Raw genomic sequence first — 15,633 nt, 5'->3', positions numbered from 1 at the left:
CTCAAGATCCTCTCTTAGAACAGGGGTCACTGATCCGGTCGAGCTCGACCGTGGTGGCGTTGCCCGCCACGCCGTGGCGGCGGTAGCGGGCGCACGCCGCAGTGACGTTCACCGGTCGTCTGGCGTAGTCGGTGGCGAGCACGGCCTTGCCCTGCTCGCGCAGGGCGAGGGCGTGCCGCAGGTTCTCCGCGCACCAGTCCTCGGTGCAGGGGTCGTCCGTGGCCTTGAAGAACAGCTCCTCCATGCCGATGCCGTCGATGGCCTGGACGTAGCCGGAGTGGAGCCTCAGCTCCGGGGAGTTCTGGGGGACGACGAGAAAGCCCGGGCGCTGGGCCTTGGCGTACTTGCTGATGCGGACGATCAGGTCCGTCATCTTCCTGCCGAGGCTCCTGCGGGTCTCGCCGGGCGTGCGCTTGAGGTCGATCTCCTCGTACGCCAGCGGGGTGTCCAGGTAGACGCCGTCGAACCCGGCACGCAGGGCCTGGTCGACGCGCTGTCTGACGACCGTGTCCCACCAGCGCCGGTCCCAGTAGCGCACGAAGCGCTCGTCGGGCCAGTCGGGCCAGACGTTGAGCACCAGGTCCCTGGGCAGGGTGCGGTACTCGGTGCGGAAGGTCTCGATCGAGCCGATCTCGAAGTAGGCCAGGACCTTCTTGCCGCTGGCACGCACCTTGGCGATCTCCGCGGCGGTGAAGTAGCCCTTGATCGTGGCGTCGCGCGAGAGGTCGATGATCGCCAGCTGGTGCGGCGCCCGCGCTATCGCGTCGAGGCGTCCCTTGGGGTAGTCCTGCAGGACGTAGGTGAAGCTCCGCACCTCGGTCAGGGGCACCTGCGGTGCGGAGCACGCCAGCGAGCCCAGCACCAGGCCGATGGACAGCAGGATCCTCACAGCATCGCCTTCACCGAGTCGGCGAGCGGGATGCGCGGGCGCCAGCCGAGCACGTTCCAGGCCCGCTCGATGTCGGCCTGGCTCCAGTCCACGGCCCGCGAGCGGGCGGCTTCGGGCTCGCGCTCGCGCACCTCGCCCGTGAAGCCCGACTCGGCGGTCAGCAGCGCGACCGCCTCCCGTACGGCGACGGCACGGCCGCTGCCCACGTTGATCACGCGCTCGGCCGGTTCCGGCGCGAAACCGGCGCGCACCACGGCGTCGGCCACGTCCCGCACGTCCACGAAGTCCCGCATGGCGCCGAGCGGGCCCATGTCGAGGTGGCCGGTGGCAGTTTTCAGCAGGTCGCGGGCGCGGCCCAGCACGTTCTCCCCCGACAGGCCGGGGCCGACCGGATTGAAGATCCGCAGGGACATCGCGTCGACCTCGCTCGCCCGCTCGACCAGGAGCGTCCCTGCCAGGTGGCTGATGCCGTAGGCGCTGGTGGGCCGGGCGGGGTCGTCCTCGCGCTGGGCGTGACCGTACGGCGCGGGACCGTATTCGGCGGCCGAGCCCAGGCGGACGAACCTGGCGGCGGGGACAGCGGCGGCGATGGCCTCCAGCAGGACGGCGGCGACTCCGGCGTTGCCGCGCAGGAGCTCGTCGTAGCCGCCCGACATCCTGCCCATGCAGTTCAGCACGATCGACGGCCGCAGCTCGCGCAGCAGGTCGGCCGCGGCCCGCGGCGTCGCGGTCAGCAGGTCGAGGTCGGCCCGGCCGGGACACAGCAGCCGCGAGACCCGCGGGTCGTCCTCCAGCAGGTGCCTGACCTGGCGCCCGAGGAAGCCCGTGGCGCCGAACAACAGGACCGTACAGCTCATCGCACCTTGTCCCGCGACGGCAGCAGCAGCGGTCTGATCTCCTCGAAACGGGCGTTCGCCTCGTCGTAGTCGTCGGGGCGGCCGATGTCGAGCCAGTAGCCGTCGAACTCGTACACGCCGGGCGGGGTGTCCTGGGCGAGCAGGTCGAGCACCAGCTCGTCGAAGCCGAACGACATGCCCTCCGGGTACTTCGCGATCGTCTCGCGCGACAGCGCGTAGACGCCCATGCTCACCAGATAGCTGAGCAGCGGCTTCTCCCTGAAACCGACGATACGGCCGCCCTGCGCCTCCAGCACCCCGAAATCGATCTTCACCACGCGCGGCGAGGTGGCCACGGTCAGCGGCGCGCCGGTCTCCACGTGGCTGGTCAGCAGTTCCGCGTAGTTGAGCGTGGTGAGGACGTCCCCGTTCATCACCAGGAAGTGCTCCGGCAGCCGGTCCCTGATCGGGAACAGCGGCCCGATCGTGGACAGCGGCGTGACCTCCTCGGTGTAGTCCACCGTCATGCCCCAGCGCGAGCCGTCGCCGACGAAGGCGCGGATCAGCGGGCTCAGGTGCCCGACCGCGAGCGTGGCCGTGGTGAAACCCTGGCCGGCCAGCTGCTGCATGATGATGTCGAGGATCGCGTACTCCTCCCCGATCGGCACCAAGGGCTTGGGCAACGCGGAGGTGTACGGGCGCAGACGGACCCCTTTGCCGCCCGCGAGAATGACGACGTGCATGGAAAGCCTCCCGGTCGAAGGATCAGCTGTACTGTCTGACATCCCTGAGGCCCTGGCTCATGAGGACGAGAAGGATCAGCAGGAACAGCAACGCGGCGGCGGCGAAGAGAAGGACGTCGGCCAGCGCCGGCGCCCCTGCGGGCAGGAGAAGACGGCCGAGGGGGTGTACGGCGAGCGCCGCGGCCTGTGCCACGCAGAGAGGCACGACTCTGCCCTGGTTGCCCAGCAGGAACGCCAGGAAGTACGCGCCGCCGACGATCACGTGGGCGGCGGCCATGGCGATGCTGGCGTGGGTCAGTTCGTTCTTGCCCAGCAGGAAGGCCAGCGGCAGCACGGACAGCACCGCCAGCCACGCCAGGCAGATCAGCACACCCTTGGCGAGCAGCCATCGGCCGCGCCGGGTGAAGTCGGAGGGGTAGCGGACCTGGCGGATCGCCGCCCTGGTCTCGTCCTCGAACGCGTGCGCCCGGTACTCCAGGATGCCCATGCCGATGACGAGCCCGGCGCCGGCCACGGCGATGTCGGTGCGGTCGAGCACGTACCGGGCCTCGGCCTGCAGCAGGAACACCGCCGACAGCGCGGAGTAGAGCACCCACGGGAGCAGCGCGCGCACGTTCGCGCGGGCCAGCAGGCGCAGCGGCGGCTCGGCGGCGTCCCCCGCGGGATTCCTGGTGAGGGTCAGCCGGAGCGCGCCCGCCACGCAGGCGAGGATGCAGGCGAAGCCCACGCCGAGGGTCAGCAGGCCGATGTCGCTGTCGCCGATGACGATGTAGGCGACCCCGGCGACGACGGCCGGCATCATGATCAGCCCGAGCCAGCCCTCGCGCCGGTAGAACAGCAGGATCCCCGAGGCGATCTGGAAGGTCACCTGCATGATGCACAGGGCGATCAGCTCGACGGGACCGTCCCGCAGCCCCGTGATCACGCCGGCCAGCATCGCCACGCCCAGGACGGCCACCAGCATCCCGGTACGCAGCACGCGGCCCGCCGAGCGCACATGGCCGTGCCCGATCAGCGAGTACGCCAGATGCGTCGCCGCGCCGCCGATCACCCAGCCGAGGCCGGTGGTGAAGACCAGTCCCGGCATCAGCCACTGCGTGCCGACGAGCCCCGACGCGGCGGGCAGCAGGGCCGCGGGCAGGGCGTACAGCAGGCCGTGCAGGATCTGGGCGACCGGCCTGGCCCGCTTGAGGAACCCGGTGGACCCCGGCGGCGGGGCGCCCTTGGACCTGATGTGCGAGTAGGCGGTCTCGGCCAGGGAGAACACGGAGGTGTGGTCGTACAGCTCGCGGGCGACCTTGTCGTTGAGCCCCTGGGATTCCAGCATGGCCGCGACCTGGAGGGGCTCCACGGCGCGGAAGACCCCGGTGCCCATGGGGTCGATGAGGGCGTCGATGTCCCGTGACGACGGCGGCTGGGTCATGCCCGGGCCCCCAGGAGTTCCCTGTAGACCGAACGGTAGTCGTCCAGCGACTGCCGGAGCGTGAACCGCTCCAGCACGCGGGCGTGCGACAGGGCGCCGAGGTGGCGGCGCAGCGGGGCGTCGAGCAGCAGGCGCACCATGGCGTCGGCGGCGGCGCGGTAGTCGCGCGGCGGCACCACGAACCCGGCCTCGCCCACCGCCTCGGCCACGCCGCCGACGTTGGTGACCACGCAGGGCCTGCCGCACGCCATGGCCTCGACCACGGTGTAGGGGAAACCCTCGGAGATGCTGGTCAGTGCCACGACCTGGCCGGCGTGGTAGGCGTCCACCGGAGAGCCGACCCGGCCCTCGAACGTGGCCGCGCCCTGCAGCCCCAGCTCCTCGATCAGCTCGACGCAGCTCTCGTGGTAGCTCTCGTTGCCCGCCGGCACGCCGCCGAAGATCCGCAGCCGGGCGTTGGGGATCCTGTGACGGACGATCTGGAACGCGCGGATCAGCGTGTGCAGGTCCTTCAGCGGGTCCACCCGGCCCATGAACACCAGCGTGGGCACGTCGGGTTCGCCGGTGGCGACGGGGAACTCCTTCGGGTCCACGCCGTTGTACATGATCCGGATCCGGCTCGGGTCGGCGCCGTTGCGGACCTGCCAGCGCCGGTTGTACGACGAGTGCGGCGCGATGCGGTCGGCCGCCACGTACGCCGCCCCGGCCAGCCGGCGGAAGAAACTGAGCAGCAGCACCCGCACGGAGTGCGGGACCGGCTCGTTGACGTACTGCAGGTAGCGTTCCCGCAGGTAGACGCCGTGCTCGGAGAGCACGGCGGGCGTGCCGTAGCGCCACTTGGCGCTCATCGCCACGAGCATGCTGAGCCCGTTCATGGAGACGTGCACCAGATCGGCCTGCGGCGGCGGCTCGGCCAGCGGCCGCAGCATGTGGCCCAGCAGGTCGCTGGCGATGACCGCGTCGGACAGGTTGAGCGCGTCGCTCCTGCTCCAGTACCAGGCGTCCATGAGCTGCGAGAGCGACTCGTTGGCCGTGATCGCGCTCATGAGGTCGCCGCCCCAGTCGGCGAAGCGGTACAGCGACTCCAGCACCGACAGGAATTCCTTGCTGCCGTCACCCATGGTGGCCGGCGTGAGCACCATCTCCAGGAAGCGCCCGTACACGTCGCTGAAGCCGCGCCCCGGCGCCCGCGAGGGGCGCCGGCGGCGTCGTCCGGCCCACAGGGGCACGGAGACGACCTTCTCCAGGTTCGGGGGGCGCTCCCAGACCGAGCGTTCCCTGCCGTCCACCGTCAGGGTGATGACGTCCCATCGGTAATCGGGCATGCCCCTGATGAGCTGGTCCATCCAGACGCTCACCCCACCCATGGCGAACGGGTACGTGCCCTCCGACACGAAGGTCACCTTCATGCGCGCACACTCGCGGTGACGGTGACGGGCACGCCCGCGGTGAGCGTGAGGCGGGCGATGGAGTCGGTGCCGTACGTCGTCGCGCCCGGGGCCGCGGCGTTGGTCGCGAAGACGGCGGCGGCGGCGCTCGAGGTGAACGTGACCGTGCCCGCGACCCGGTCGTAGACGGCGTCCACCCCGGCGAGCCCGGCGAAGTGCTTGGTCCGGTCCTCGACGTAGTGGGCGATGCCACCCCAGTCGGGGGTGATGACGGGAACGTTGTAGTAGGCGTTGTACTTGGCCATGACCGCGTTCAGCCAGTCGAAGACCAGGCTCTTGCCCGACCCGTAGTCACGCAGGTTGCCCTGGTGGAAGGTGTGCGCGTAGATCGAACCCGACATGACGTGCTGCAGCGCCACGTCGCTCTCATGCTCCAGGACCTGGGCGTAGGTCTGGTCGACCGGCCAGTAGGGGAACTTGCCGTTCGGCCCGTAGTAGGAGTTGTAGAACAGCGTCTGCTCGGCCGGCGTGGTGGTGTGGTAGGCGATGTTGGTGGGCCAGTCGGGCACCACCATCAGCGACGGCTCGAGCGGGTGGTGGATGCCGCAGTTGAAGCAGGACGGCTGGTGGCTGCCGAACGACATGTTGCCGTGCAGGTACTTCACGCCGAGGTCCTTGGCGGCCTGCAGCAGGTGGGGGTTGGAGGCGGCCAGGCCGTAGTCCGTGGGCGGGTCGATGTCGTTGTTGACGTCGGGGTTGTAGACGCCGAGGCCGGAGTACTCGCCGGTCTTCAGCACGGTCGCGTCCACGCTCAGGCCCAGCGCGGCGGCCCTGGTGAGGTTGTCCTGGATCTCGGAGTAGCTGGTCGCGTAGTCCGTGAAGTTCATCTTCGGGTGCGAGAACGTGTGGTTGATCCAGGTGAAGGAGGAGGCGCGGCAGCGCGAGTAGCTGGTGAGCCCGTCGGCGCCGAACGGCGGGGTGGAGCACGTCGAGGGGGAGTTCAGCGTCGTGCCCTCGCCGTTGTAGGCCAGGTTCAGCTTGAAGCCCGAGGCGAGCGGGTTGCCGGCGGTGAAGGCGTTCTGCTGGTTGTACGTGCTCACCGCGTCGGCTCTGGTGGTCCGGTAGCCCGGGTCGCTCTCCACGTGGCCGTCGGGGTACAGGTGGTCGGTGGAGTTGAACCAGTCGTCCACGTCGGCGTTGAGGTAGTGGCGCTGCTCGCCCAGGAACAGGCCCCTGGTGGCCCACCTGAACAGCCCGTACGTCAGCAGGTCGGCCTGCGGCAGGTACTGGTTGGAGGTGAACGTCAGCGCCATGCGCTCGCGGCCGTCGGTGGAGGTGCTGCGGACGCCGAGCACGTCGGAGCCGCTGGTGATGATCGCCTCGGCCGAGCAGCCCGGGGCGATCGTGCTGCGGTAGGCGTAGGAGAGCGAGATCGGCACGTTCACGCCGGTCTTGAGGTAGTCGAACACGCCCGCGCCCGCGGAGGTCAGCTCGGTGCTGATGGGGGTGTCGCCGATGCCGCCCTCACTGCCCGCGCGCAGGCAGTAGTCCTCCGGCCAGGTGCCGTAGGCGGTGTAGAGGGAGACCTGGCGGACGCTGTAGTCCCGCTCGTAGGCCCATAGAACGTTCCATTCGGTGCTGTCCAGACCGCTGACGTAGTTGGCGCCGTCGAAGTGGAGCAGCGAGCCGTTGGTCAGCAGGACCGCGTTGTACTTTCCCGCGCCGTCGGCCCGCAGCAGGTCGGACGCGGTGAGGGCCTGGGTCTTGCTGAACAGCACGTCGTACGGGGCGCCGACCCGGTCGAGCACGGACTTCCAGGTCGCCACGCCCCAGTCGTCCTGGTCCACGCCGATGACGAGCGCGCGCAGGCCCACCCGGTCGCTGGCCGCGGCGGCCAGCGCGGCGGTGGTCTTCGCCGTCGTGGTGGCGCGCTTGACCGCCACGCCGCCCTTCGTCTTCACCTTCGGCAGCGGGCCCAGCTTGGTCACCTTCGGGCGCTCGACCTTGGCGCGGAGGGGGGCGGCGTGAGCATGCCCATGGTCGCTCCCCGATACGGCGGCCGCGGCTCCGCCGGCGAAGAGACCGGTCACCAGGACAGACGCTCCGGTGATGGCGATCACACTACGTGACGGCCTACGAATAGTCTGTCGCACACGCGGAAAAATATTCATATATCCCCCCATTCGGCACACAAGCCCCGAATGCATCCCAAGCCTGGCATAGACACCATCAGCCAGGGAAAGTGTGCGGACCTCGCGTTTCACTTCGGTTTCAGCTCGGTTTCCCGACCTAGGCCCCACAGCCGGGCAGGTTGGACTTATGCTTGATCAGCTGAAAAGTCGGGCACATGCAGCCGGGGGGAGACCCATGCAGTTCGGCATTTTGGGCGCGCTGGAAGTCGTGGACGGGGAGGAACATTTATCCCTCCGCTCGATCCAACAACGCACTCTGCTCGCCCTGTTGCTCTGCCATCACGGCAAGGTCGCCCACAGCGACGTCCTGATCGACGCCCTCTGGGGCGCCGAGGCGGGTGACGCCGGTGGCGCGCGCCTGCGCCTGCAACTGCATCGCCTCAGGCGCACACTGCGCGACCGCGCCCCCATCGTGCACCGTGCCGCGGGCTACCAGCTGCGCGTGCCGTCCGAGGCCGTGGACGCCCGGCGCTTCGAGGACCTGGTACGACAGGGGCGTCAGGCGATCGCGGCCTGGAACGATGCAAGGGGCAGCGACCTGCTGCGGGCAGCCCTCGACATGTGGCGAGGACCCGCGCTGTCCGGGCTGAACGACATCTCGCTGCTCCGCCAGCACGCCACCCGGCTGGAGGAGCAGCGGCTGGCGGCGCTCGCCGACCGCATCGAGGCCGATCTGCGGCTGCGCCGGCACGGTGATCTGATCGCGGAGCTGTCGGAGCTCGTCCGCGAGCATCCGCTGCGGGAGAAGTTCCGGGCCCAGCTCATGATCGCCCTGTATCACAGCGGGCGGCAGGCCGACGCCCTGGACGTCTATCGCGACGGGCGGGACATTCTCAGCGAGGACCTCGGCCTGGAGCCCTCCCCCGAGCTGCGGCGACTCCAGACGGCGATCCTGGCCAGGGACGCCTCCCTGTCCCTGGGCCCCCCGCCGCCCGCCGCGCCGACCGAGGGCGCCACGCGACGCGTGCACCGCCGCACCACCCTCCGTCACGCGCCGACCTGTCCCCACTGCGCCAGACGCGTCCGCTGACAGGGCCCCTTGACGCGACGCCGCGGCGTCGCATCGCTTGCGTCCGTCGGGGCCGGAGGCTTCAGGTGCGGGGCCGGAAGGACTGCCGGTAGCGGTGCGGGCTGGTGTGCAGTTCGCGGGCGAAGTGCGCGCGCAGGGCGCCGGCCGAGCCGTGGCCGCTGCGGTCGGCGACGGCGGGGATCGGCAGGTCGGTGGTCTCCAGCAGGTGCCGTGCCAGCAGCAGCCGCTCGCGGGCGAGCCAGGCCGCGGGCGTGGTGCCGGTCTGCTCCTGGAAGCGGCGCGTGAGCGTACGGACGCTGAGGTTGGCGTGGCGCGCGATGCCGGCGAGGGTGAGCGGTTCGGCCGCGTGCTCGCGCATCCAGGCGAGGGTCGCGGCCAGGCTGCCGCTCGCGGCGGGGGCCGGTGGCTGCGGGATGAACTGGGCCTGGTCGCCGTCGCGGCTGGGCGCCATGACGGTGGCGCGGGCGGCGCTCGCCGCCACAGCCGCGCCGAAGTCGCGGTGGATCAGGTGCAGGCACAGGTCGAGCCCGGCGGCCACGCCCGCCGAGGTGAACAGCCGCCCGTCCCCCACGTAGAGGGGCTTGGGGTCCACGCGCACGTCGGGGTGACGGCGGGCCAGCTCGCCCGCCGCCCTCCAGTGCGTGGTGGCCTGCCGCCCGGACAGCAGGCCCGCCTCGGCGAGCACGAACGCGCCGGTGCAGATGGACACGATCCGCGCCTTGCGGGCCGCGGCCTCGCGCAGCAGGTCGAGCACGGCTTCGGGGGCCCGGCGGGTGACGGTGACGCCGGGCACCACGACGGTGTCGGCGTCCTCGGCGCCGTCCAGGCCGTTGGGCGCCTCGATGCGGTAGTAGCCGACGCCGCCGGCGGTGGCGTTCACCGACGGGGTCACCCCGCAGACGCGCACCTGGTAGGGGTAGGCGCCGTCGGGCAGGCGGGCGGTGCCGAAGACCTGGCAGGGCATCGACAGGTCGAAGCCGACCACCCCGTCGAGGGCGAGTACGGCGACGAGGTGCGGGTCAGCGGGCATCGCTCAGCAACGTCCCCGTGCGGTTGCGGCAGCTCCAGTGGCAGGGCCGGTCCGGGCAGACGCAGCGGGGCCGCAGCACGAGCCTCGAGCCGCCGTGCACGCCGGCTGCGGGGGGCACGCCGGCTCCGGGGTGCACGGAGGCGTCCACCTCGAACACCTCCCCGATCGTCGCGGGTGTCAGCACGTCGGCGGCCGGGCCGTGCGCCACGAGCCGTCCCTGTCGCAGCACGGCGACGGTGTCGGCGTACGTGGCGGCCAGGTCGAGGCTGTGCAGGGCGGCGAGCACGGTGACGTCCAGGTCCCGGACGAGTTCGAGGAGGTCGAGCTGGTGGCGGACGTCCAGGTGGTTGGTCGGCTCGTCCAGGACGAGCAGCCGGGGCCGGCCGGCCAGGGCGCGGGCGAGCAGGACCCGCTGGCGCTCGCCGCCGGAGAGCTGCCCGACGCGGCGCCCGGCGAAGGCGGCCAGGCCGGTACGGTCCAGGGCCTCCGCGACCGCGGCGTGGTCCTCGCGGCGAAATCGGTCGAAGAAGCCCAGGTGCGGCGTGCGGCCCAGGGCGACGGTCTCGGCGACGGTGAACTCGAAGCCGGTGTGCTGCTCCTGCATGAGCACGCCCACGCTGCGTGCGGCGTGCGCGGGCGGCATCGACCACAGGTCACGGCCGTCGAGCCGGACGGTGCCTGACTCCGGTCGCACGGCACGGTAGACGGTGCGGAGCAGGGTGGACTTGCCGCTGCCGTTCGGCCCGACGAGCGCCGCGAACCCGCCCGCGGGGACGGTCAGCGACACGTCGTGGACCACGGTCCTGCGACCGAGGGTGACCGATACGGCGTCGAGTTCGAGTCTCATGAGGTCTCCTGGGCGGCCAGGCCGCGCGCCCGCATGACGAGCAGGAAGCACGGCACTCCGAGGAACGCGGTCAGCACGCCGATGGGCAGCTCGGCGGGAGAGATCAGGATCCGCGCCGCCACGTCGGCCCACAGCAGGAAGAGCGCGCCGAGCACCACCGCGACGGGCAGCATGCGGCGGTGGTCGGCGCCGACCAGCATCCGGGCCAGGTGCGGCACGATCAGGCCGACGAACCCGATCCCGCCGGACACGGCGACGACCGTGCCGGTCAGCAGCGTGACGAGCAGGAGCAGGTACCAGCGCTGCCGGCTGGCGTTGAGTCCCAGCGCCGCGCCGGCCTCCTCGCCCAGCACCAGGGCGTTGAGCCGGCGGGCCCGCGCCAGCAGCAGCCCCGTGGCCACGCCGACGACGATCGCGGGCACGGGCAGGGTGGCCCAGTTCGTGCCGGACAGGCCGCCGAGCAGCCAGAAGATGATCTGCTGCTGGGCGGCGGAGCTGTCGGTACGCGCGAGCACGAACGAGGTGATCCCGGCGAACAGGTGCCCGAAGGCGACGCCCACCAGGATGAGCCGCACCGGCAGCAGCCGGCGCTGTCTGGTGGACATCGCCAGCACGATCCCGATCGCGACGGCGGCGCCGGTGAACGCCGCCGCCGGCAAGGTGAGCGCGCCGAGCACGGCGGTGCCGGTGGTCAGCACCAGCACGGCGCCGACGGAGGCGCCGTGGGACAGGCCCAGCAGGTACGGGTCGGCGACCGGGTTGCGGACCACGCCCTGCACGACGGCCCCGGCCAGCGCGAGCCCGGCGCCGGCCACCGCGCTGAGCAGCACGCGCGGGAAGCGGATCCGCCAGACGATGAGGTCGGCGGTGGACGTGCTGTCGCCGCCGCCGGTCAGGTGGTGGGCGAGGATGCCGGCGACCTCTCCCGCGGGCACGCCGACCGCCCCGAACCCGGTGGCGGCCACCACCGAGACGGCCAGCGCCGCCGTGAGCAGGGCGACCAGCGCCGGGTACGGCACGGCGGCGACCCGCGCGGGCAGCCTGCCGACGATCGCGATCATCGGCCGCCCGCACGCAGGTCGGCGGCGAGCTGTTCCAGCGCGTCGAGGTTGAGCGGGCTGGGGAAGGAGACCAGGTACTGCGAGGTCGACAAGACCCTTCCCCGCTTGACGGCCGTGGTCCCGGACAGCAGGGGGTTCCGCCTGACCTCGTCGACCAGCTCCCGGCCCTTGACCTTGGCGAAGTTGTAGTCGGTGAGCACCCAGATCACCTCCGGGTCCCGCTTGACCACCTGCTCCGGGGAGACGTCGGCGTGCATCGCGTGGACGTCGGGGAAGAGGTTCTCGCCGCCCGCCAGCGTGAGCAGGGCGTGGGCGATCGTGCCGGTGCCGGAGGTCTTGATCGGCTGCCCGGCGACCGGGTCGTCCTGCACGATCATGACGCGCGGCCTGGCGCCGCCGGTCCTGACGGCGTCCTGGCGGGCGCGCAGCTCGGAGACGAGCCGCTCGGCGCGGTCCTGGACGCCGAAGACGGTGCCGAGCTTGCGGATGTAGTCGTAGGTGGGTGCGAGGTCGGCCAGGGCGGGGCCGGACGGGCTGTCGCCGCCGGGCAGGCAGGCGGCCAGTCCCTTGGCGTTCATGGTGGCGAGGTCGGCGTCCTTGGGGCTGCCGGGTGGCCCGCCGAAGGCGGAGAAGGCGGTCAGGACGAGGTCGGGCCGCTGCGCGGCGACGACCTCGGTGACCGGCACCCGCTCGGCCAGGACCGGGACCTTGGCCAGTTCCTCTCGGTAAGGGGAGGTGTCCACGGTGAACGGGGCGGGGTAACCGGTGCCGGTGATCTTGCCGGTCAGGCCGAGCCGGGCCATCGTCTGGGCGGCGTACCCGTCGAGGGTCACCACCTTCGCGGGCGGCGCGCTGAAGCTGACGTCCTTGCCCGCGCAGTCCTTGACCACGACGGACCGGCCGGCGGCCGTCGGCCGCACGTCGCCGCCGCAGCCGGTCGCCGTCAGGGGCAGCATCGCGACCAGGCAGAGCGTCAGCCGCCGCCTCATCGTCCCGCGCCCGAGGTGACCGGGTCGCCGGAACGCCACAGCGGTTCGCGGCGCTCGTACTCCAGGATCTGCTGCACCAGCGCGGCGGCCTGCGCGCCGCGGTGCCGCTCGACGAGCCAGATCGCCAGGTCCAGGCCCGAGGTGATGCCACCGGCGGTCACCACGTCGCCGTCGTCCACCACCCGGGCTTTCACGTACCGGCCACCGGCCGCCACCAGGTCCTCGACGGCGCGATGGTGCGTGGTGCAGGCCCGGCCGGTCAGCAGTCCGCCCGCGCCCAGCAGCATCGCGCCCGTGCAGACGGACGCGAGCACCAGGCCGGGCCGGGCCGCCGCGGCGAGCGCGGCGGGCAGCCGGCCCGAGTCCAGCTCCGTCCGGACGCCCGAGGTCTCGCTCGTGGCGTAGCCGCCGCCGGGCACGATGAGCATGTCGGCCTCCTGCGGCGCCCAGCCGGCCGCGGGCAGGAGCAGACCGCCCGCCGTGGTCACCGTCCGCGGCCCGTCCAGGGACACCAGCCGTACCGTGACGCCCTGCCCGGCGCGGCCGGCCAGGCCCAGCACCTCGTACGGGCCCACCACGTCGAGGTCGTCCGCGCCGTCGAAGACGACGATGTCGGCTCGGATGTCGGCTCGGATGTCGGCTCGCATGCTGCCTCCAGGTTCTCGGTGTCGCATCGCGGGTCCCCATGGTGACGAGACGCCCCCTCGCCTGGAAGTGGCCGGCAGGCCAACGTCCGCCGGCTTCCGGCCACGGCCCTGGGCACAAAGGGGCTCGTCCGACCAGTCGTCGCGAAGCCCGCCCTGGTTCCCGGGAACTTCAGCCGTGACGGGTCAGACCTTCTCGCGCACCGCCTCGTCCTCGTCGTCGAGGTGCGCGGTGAGGAAGTCGCCGGTCGCCGGAGGCGGCGCGTAGCGGCGCAGCCGCAGGCTGTTGGTGACGACGAACACCGAGGACAGCGCCATGGCGCCGCCGGCGATGAGGGGGTTGAGCAGGCCGGTGGCGGCCAGTGGGAGGGCGGCCACGTTGTAGCCGAAGGCCCAGACGAGGTTGCCGCGGATGGTGCGCAGGGTGGCGCGGGCCAGAGTGAGCGCCGTGGGGACCACGTCGAGGTCGTCGCGGATCAGGATGAGGTCGGCGGCGGCCAGCGCGACGTCGGTGCCGTCCACCACGGCCAGCCCGAGGTCGGCGCGGGCGAGCGCCGGGGCGTCGTTGATGCCGTCGCCGACCATGGCCACGCGGTGGCCCTCGCCCTGGAGCCGCGCGATGGTGGCCTCCTTGTCGGCGGGCAGCACTTCGGCGATGACCTCGGTGATGCCGGCCTGGGCGGCGACGGCGCGGGCGGTGGTGGCGTTGTCGCCGGTGAGCAGCAGGGTGCGGAGTCCCATGGCGTGCAGGCGGGCGATCGCGGCGGCGGCGGAGGGTTTGACGGCGTCGGCGAGGGCGAGCGCCCCGATGGCCGTCCCGTCGGCGGCGACGAGGACGACGGTGCGGCCCTGGCTCTCCCAGCGGGTCCGCGCGTCGTCGAGGACCGGGGGGATGGTGACGTCGTGCCGGGTCAGCAGCCGGGCCGAGCCGACGAGGACGCGCCGGCCCTCGACGGTGCCCTTCGCGCCCAGTCCGGCCAGGGCGGTGAAATCGTCCACCTCGGGCAGGTCGCCGAGCTCGGCGCGGGCGTGGGCGGCGATGGCGGTGGCGACGGCGTGCTCGGAGGCGTCCTCGACGGCTCCGGCGTAGCGCAGGGTGTCCTCGCCGACGAGGTCCACGACGCTCATGCGGCCCTGGGTGAGGGTGCCGGTCTTGTCCAGCACGACGGTGTCGATGACCCGCGCGGACTCCATGGCCTGATGGCTCTTGATGAACACGCCGAGCTTGGCGCCGGTGCCGGAGGCGACCTGCAGGGCGGTGGGGATGGCCAGGCCGAGCGCGCACGGGCAGGCGATGATGAGCACGGCCAGCGCGGCCGTGACCGCCTGGTGGGTCTGGCCGCCGGCGAGCAGCCACACGGCCAGGGTCAGCGCCGACAGGACGAAGACGGCCGGGACGAACCAGCCGCAGATCCGGTCCGCGAGCCGCTGCACGGCGGCCTTGTCGGCCTGGGCGTGCTCGACGAGCCGGATCAGCGCGGCGAGCTGGGTGCCCGCGCCCACCTGGGTGGCGCGGACGAACAGACGCCCGCTGAGGTTGACGGTCGCGCCGGTCACCGCGTCGCCCTCGCCGACCTCGACGGGCACCGGCTCGCCGGTCATGGCGCTGGTGTCGATGGTGCTCTGCCCGGACTCGATCCGGCCGTCGGCGGCGATGCTCTCCCCCGGCCGGACCACGAACACATCGCCGGTGCGCAGGTCCGCCACGTCGATGCGGTACTCGTTGCCGTCGGCGCGCAGGACGCTGACGTCCTTGGCGCCCAGCTCGGCCAGGCGGCGCAGCACCGCGCCGGAGGAGCGCCGCGCCCGCGCCTCCAGGTACCGGCCGGCCAGCGCGAACATCGTCACCCCTGCGGCGACGTCCAGGTAGAACGCGCTGTCCGGCGCGGACAGCGCCGCCCACAGGCCCGGCCCGGCGGGTCCGGCGTCGATCGGGAACAGGATGACGTACACCGACCAGAGGGTCGAGGTGATCACGCCGGTCGAGATCAGGGTGTCCATGGAGGTGGCGCCGTGCCGGGCCGCGCGGAAGGCGTTGCGGTGGAACGGCCAGGCGCACCAGGTGACCATCGGCAGCGTCAGGCCGATCAGCACCCACTGCCAGCCCGCGAAGTGCCACTCCGGGACGAACGCCATGCCCATCGACAGGTCCATCAGCACGAAGGCCAGCCCGACGGCCACGATCATGCGGCGGCCCAGCATCCGGACGCGCCGGTCGTCGGTGTCCTCCGGCGCGGCCGGCGCCTGCGGAGTGACCACCTCGGCGCTGTAGCCGGTGCGCTCGACCGTCCGGATCAGCTCTTCCACCGGGACGCCGCCGGCCTCAATCGTCGCCTTCTCGGTCGCGTAGTTGACGCTGGCGCTCACGCCGTCCATCCGGTTGAGCTTGCGCTCCACCCGGGCGGCGCACGAGGCGCAGGTCATGCCGCCGATGAGGAGCTGGACGGCCTCCGTTCCGAGACCGGCTCGCCCTGGTTGTGCGGTGCGTGTTGTCATTGAGGACTCCGAGTTCTGTGGGTTTACCGGAGCCGTCGGACGGATCGAGGCGGAAGTTCCCTCGA

General features: G+C 72.0%; 13 protein-coding genes. 1 reads left to right on the top strand and 12 read right to left on the bottom strand.

Annotated elements, in window-relative coordinates; translation table 11 throughout:
• Position 1: 1 nt before the first annotated feature.
• Genes AC27IY_RS24220 through AC27IY_RS24195 form a run of 6 tightly spaced genes read right to left on the bottom strand, consistent with a single transcriptional unit; the run spans position 2 to position 7,369 of the window.
• The gene (locus tag AC27IY_RS24220) at positions 2–889 is read right to left on the bottom strand and encodes a glycoside hydrolase family 191 protein (RefSeq protein ID WP_487179262.1); all 888 of its coding nucleotides are present in this window, start codon (positions 887–889) and stop codon (positions 2–4) included.
• Complete coding sequence (locus AC27IY_RS24215; RefSeq protein ID WP_487179261.1) at positions 886–1,746, bottom strand: NAD-dependent epimerase/dehydratase family protein; 861 nt, start codon at positions 1,744–1,746, stop codon at positions 886–888. The genes AC27IY_RS24220 and AC27IY_RS24215 overlap by 4 nt, the downstream gene beginning before the upstream one ends.
• Positions 1,743–2,468, bottom strand: coding sequence for a sugar phosphate nucleotidyltransferase (locus AC27IY_RS24210; RefSeq protein WP_487179260.1), 726 nt, complete (start codon positions 2,466–2,468; stop codon positions 1,743–1,745). The genes AC27IY_RS24215 and AC27IY_RS24210 overlap by 4 nt, the downstream gene beginning before the upstream one ends.
• 22 nt (positions 2,469–2,490) lie before the next feature.
• Complete coding sequence (locus AC27IY_RS24205; RefSeq protein ID WP_487179259.1) at positions 2,491–3,891, bottom strand: hypothetical protein; 1,401 nt, start codon at positions 3,889–3,891, stop codon at positions 2,491–2,493.
• Positions 3,888–5,300: a GT4 family glycosyltransferase PelF gene (gene pelF / locus AC27IY_RS24200; protein ID WP_364458187.1), complete on the bottom strand. Its 1,413-nt coding sequence runs from the start codon at positions 5,298–5,300 to the stop codon at positions 3,888–3,890. Before pelF ends, AC27IY_RS24205 begins: the two co-directional genes overlap by 4 nt.
• Positions 5,297–7,369 (bottom strand): Agd3-related carbohydrate deacetylase, encoded by a 2,073-nt coding sequence (locus tag AC27IY_RS24195; protein ID WP_487179258.1) that lies wholly within the window; start codon positions 7,367–7,369, stop codon positions 5,297–5,299. Before AC27IY_RS24195 ends, pelF begins: the two co-directional genes overlap by 4 nt.
• A 277-nt stretch (positions 7,370–7,646) precedes the next feature.
• Here AC27IY_RS24195 and AC27IY_RS24190 point away from each other — a divergent pair, with 277 nt between their 5' ends.
• Positions 7,647–8,501: an AfsR/SARP family transcriptional regulator gene (locus AC27IY_RS24190; protein ID WP_487179257.1), complete on the top strand. Its 855-nt coding sequence runs from the start codon at positions 7,647–7,649 to the stop codon at positions 8,499–8,501.
• A gap of 61 nt (positions 8,502–8,562) precedes the next feature.
• Here AC27IY_RS24190 and AC27IY_RS24185 read toward each other — a convergent pair whose 3' ends face one another.
• The 6 genes from AC27IY_RS24185 to AC27IY_RS24160 all read right to left on the bottom strand — a co-directional run bounded on the left by AC27IY_RS24185 (position 8,563) and on the right by AC27IY_RS24160 (position 15,568).
• Positions 8,563–9,531, bottom strand: coding sequence for a GlxA family transcriptional regulator (locus AC27IY_RS24185; protein WP_423444684.1), 969 nt, complete (start codon positions 9,529–9,531; stop codon positions 8,563–8,565).
• Positions 9,521–10,378 carry an ABC transporter ATP-binding protein gene (locus AC27IY_RS24180; RefSeq protein ID WP_487179256.1) on the bottom strand — a complete coding sequence of 286 codons (858 nt, stop codon included), beginning with the start codon at positions 10,376–10,378 and terminating at the stop codon, positions 9,521–9,523. Before AC27IY_RS24180 ends, AC27IY_RS24185 begins: the two co-directional genes overlap by 11 nt.
• On the bottom strand, positions 10,375–11,439 hold the full coding sequence (locus tag AC27IY_RS24175) for a FecCD family ABC transporter permease (protein ID WP_487179255.1): 1,065 nt from the start codon (positions 11,437–11,439) through the stop codon (positions 10,375–10,377). Before AC27IY_RS24175 ends, AC27IY_RS24180 begins: the two co-directional genes overlap by 4 nt.
• Entirely contained in the window at positions 11,436–12,428 is a 993-nt protein-coding gene (locus AC27IY_RS24170) for an ABC transporter substrate-binding protein (protein ID WP_487179254.1), read from the bottom strand. The genes AC27IY_RS24175 and AC27IY_RS24170 overlap by 4 nt, the downstream gene beginning before the upstream one ends.
• Positions 12,425–13,075, bottom strand: coding sequence for a DJ-1/PfpI family protein (locus AC27IY_RS24165; protein ID WP_487179253.1), 651 nt, complete (start codon positions 13,073–13,075; stop codon positions 12,425–12,427). Before AC27IY_RS24165 ends, AC27IY_RS24170 begins: the two co-directional genes overlap by 4 nt.
• Before the next feature lie 183 nt (positions 13,076–13,258).
• Positions 13,259–15,568 (bottom strand): heavy metal translocating P-type ATPase, encoded by a 2,310-nt coding sequence (locus tag AC27IY_RS24160; RefSeq protein WP_487179252.1) that lies wholly within the window; start codon positions 15,566–15,568, stop codon positions 13,259–13,261.
• Positions 15,569–15,633 lie beyond the last annotated feature (65 nt).

It is taken from the genome of Nonomuraea sp. B208 (assembly GCF_057536035.1).
The sequence above is the reverse complement of the archived record's forward strand: the minus strand, read 5'-3'. Positions and strand labels throughout refer to the sequence as shown.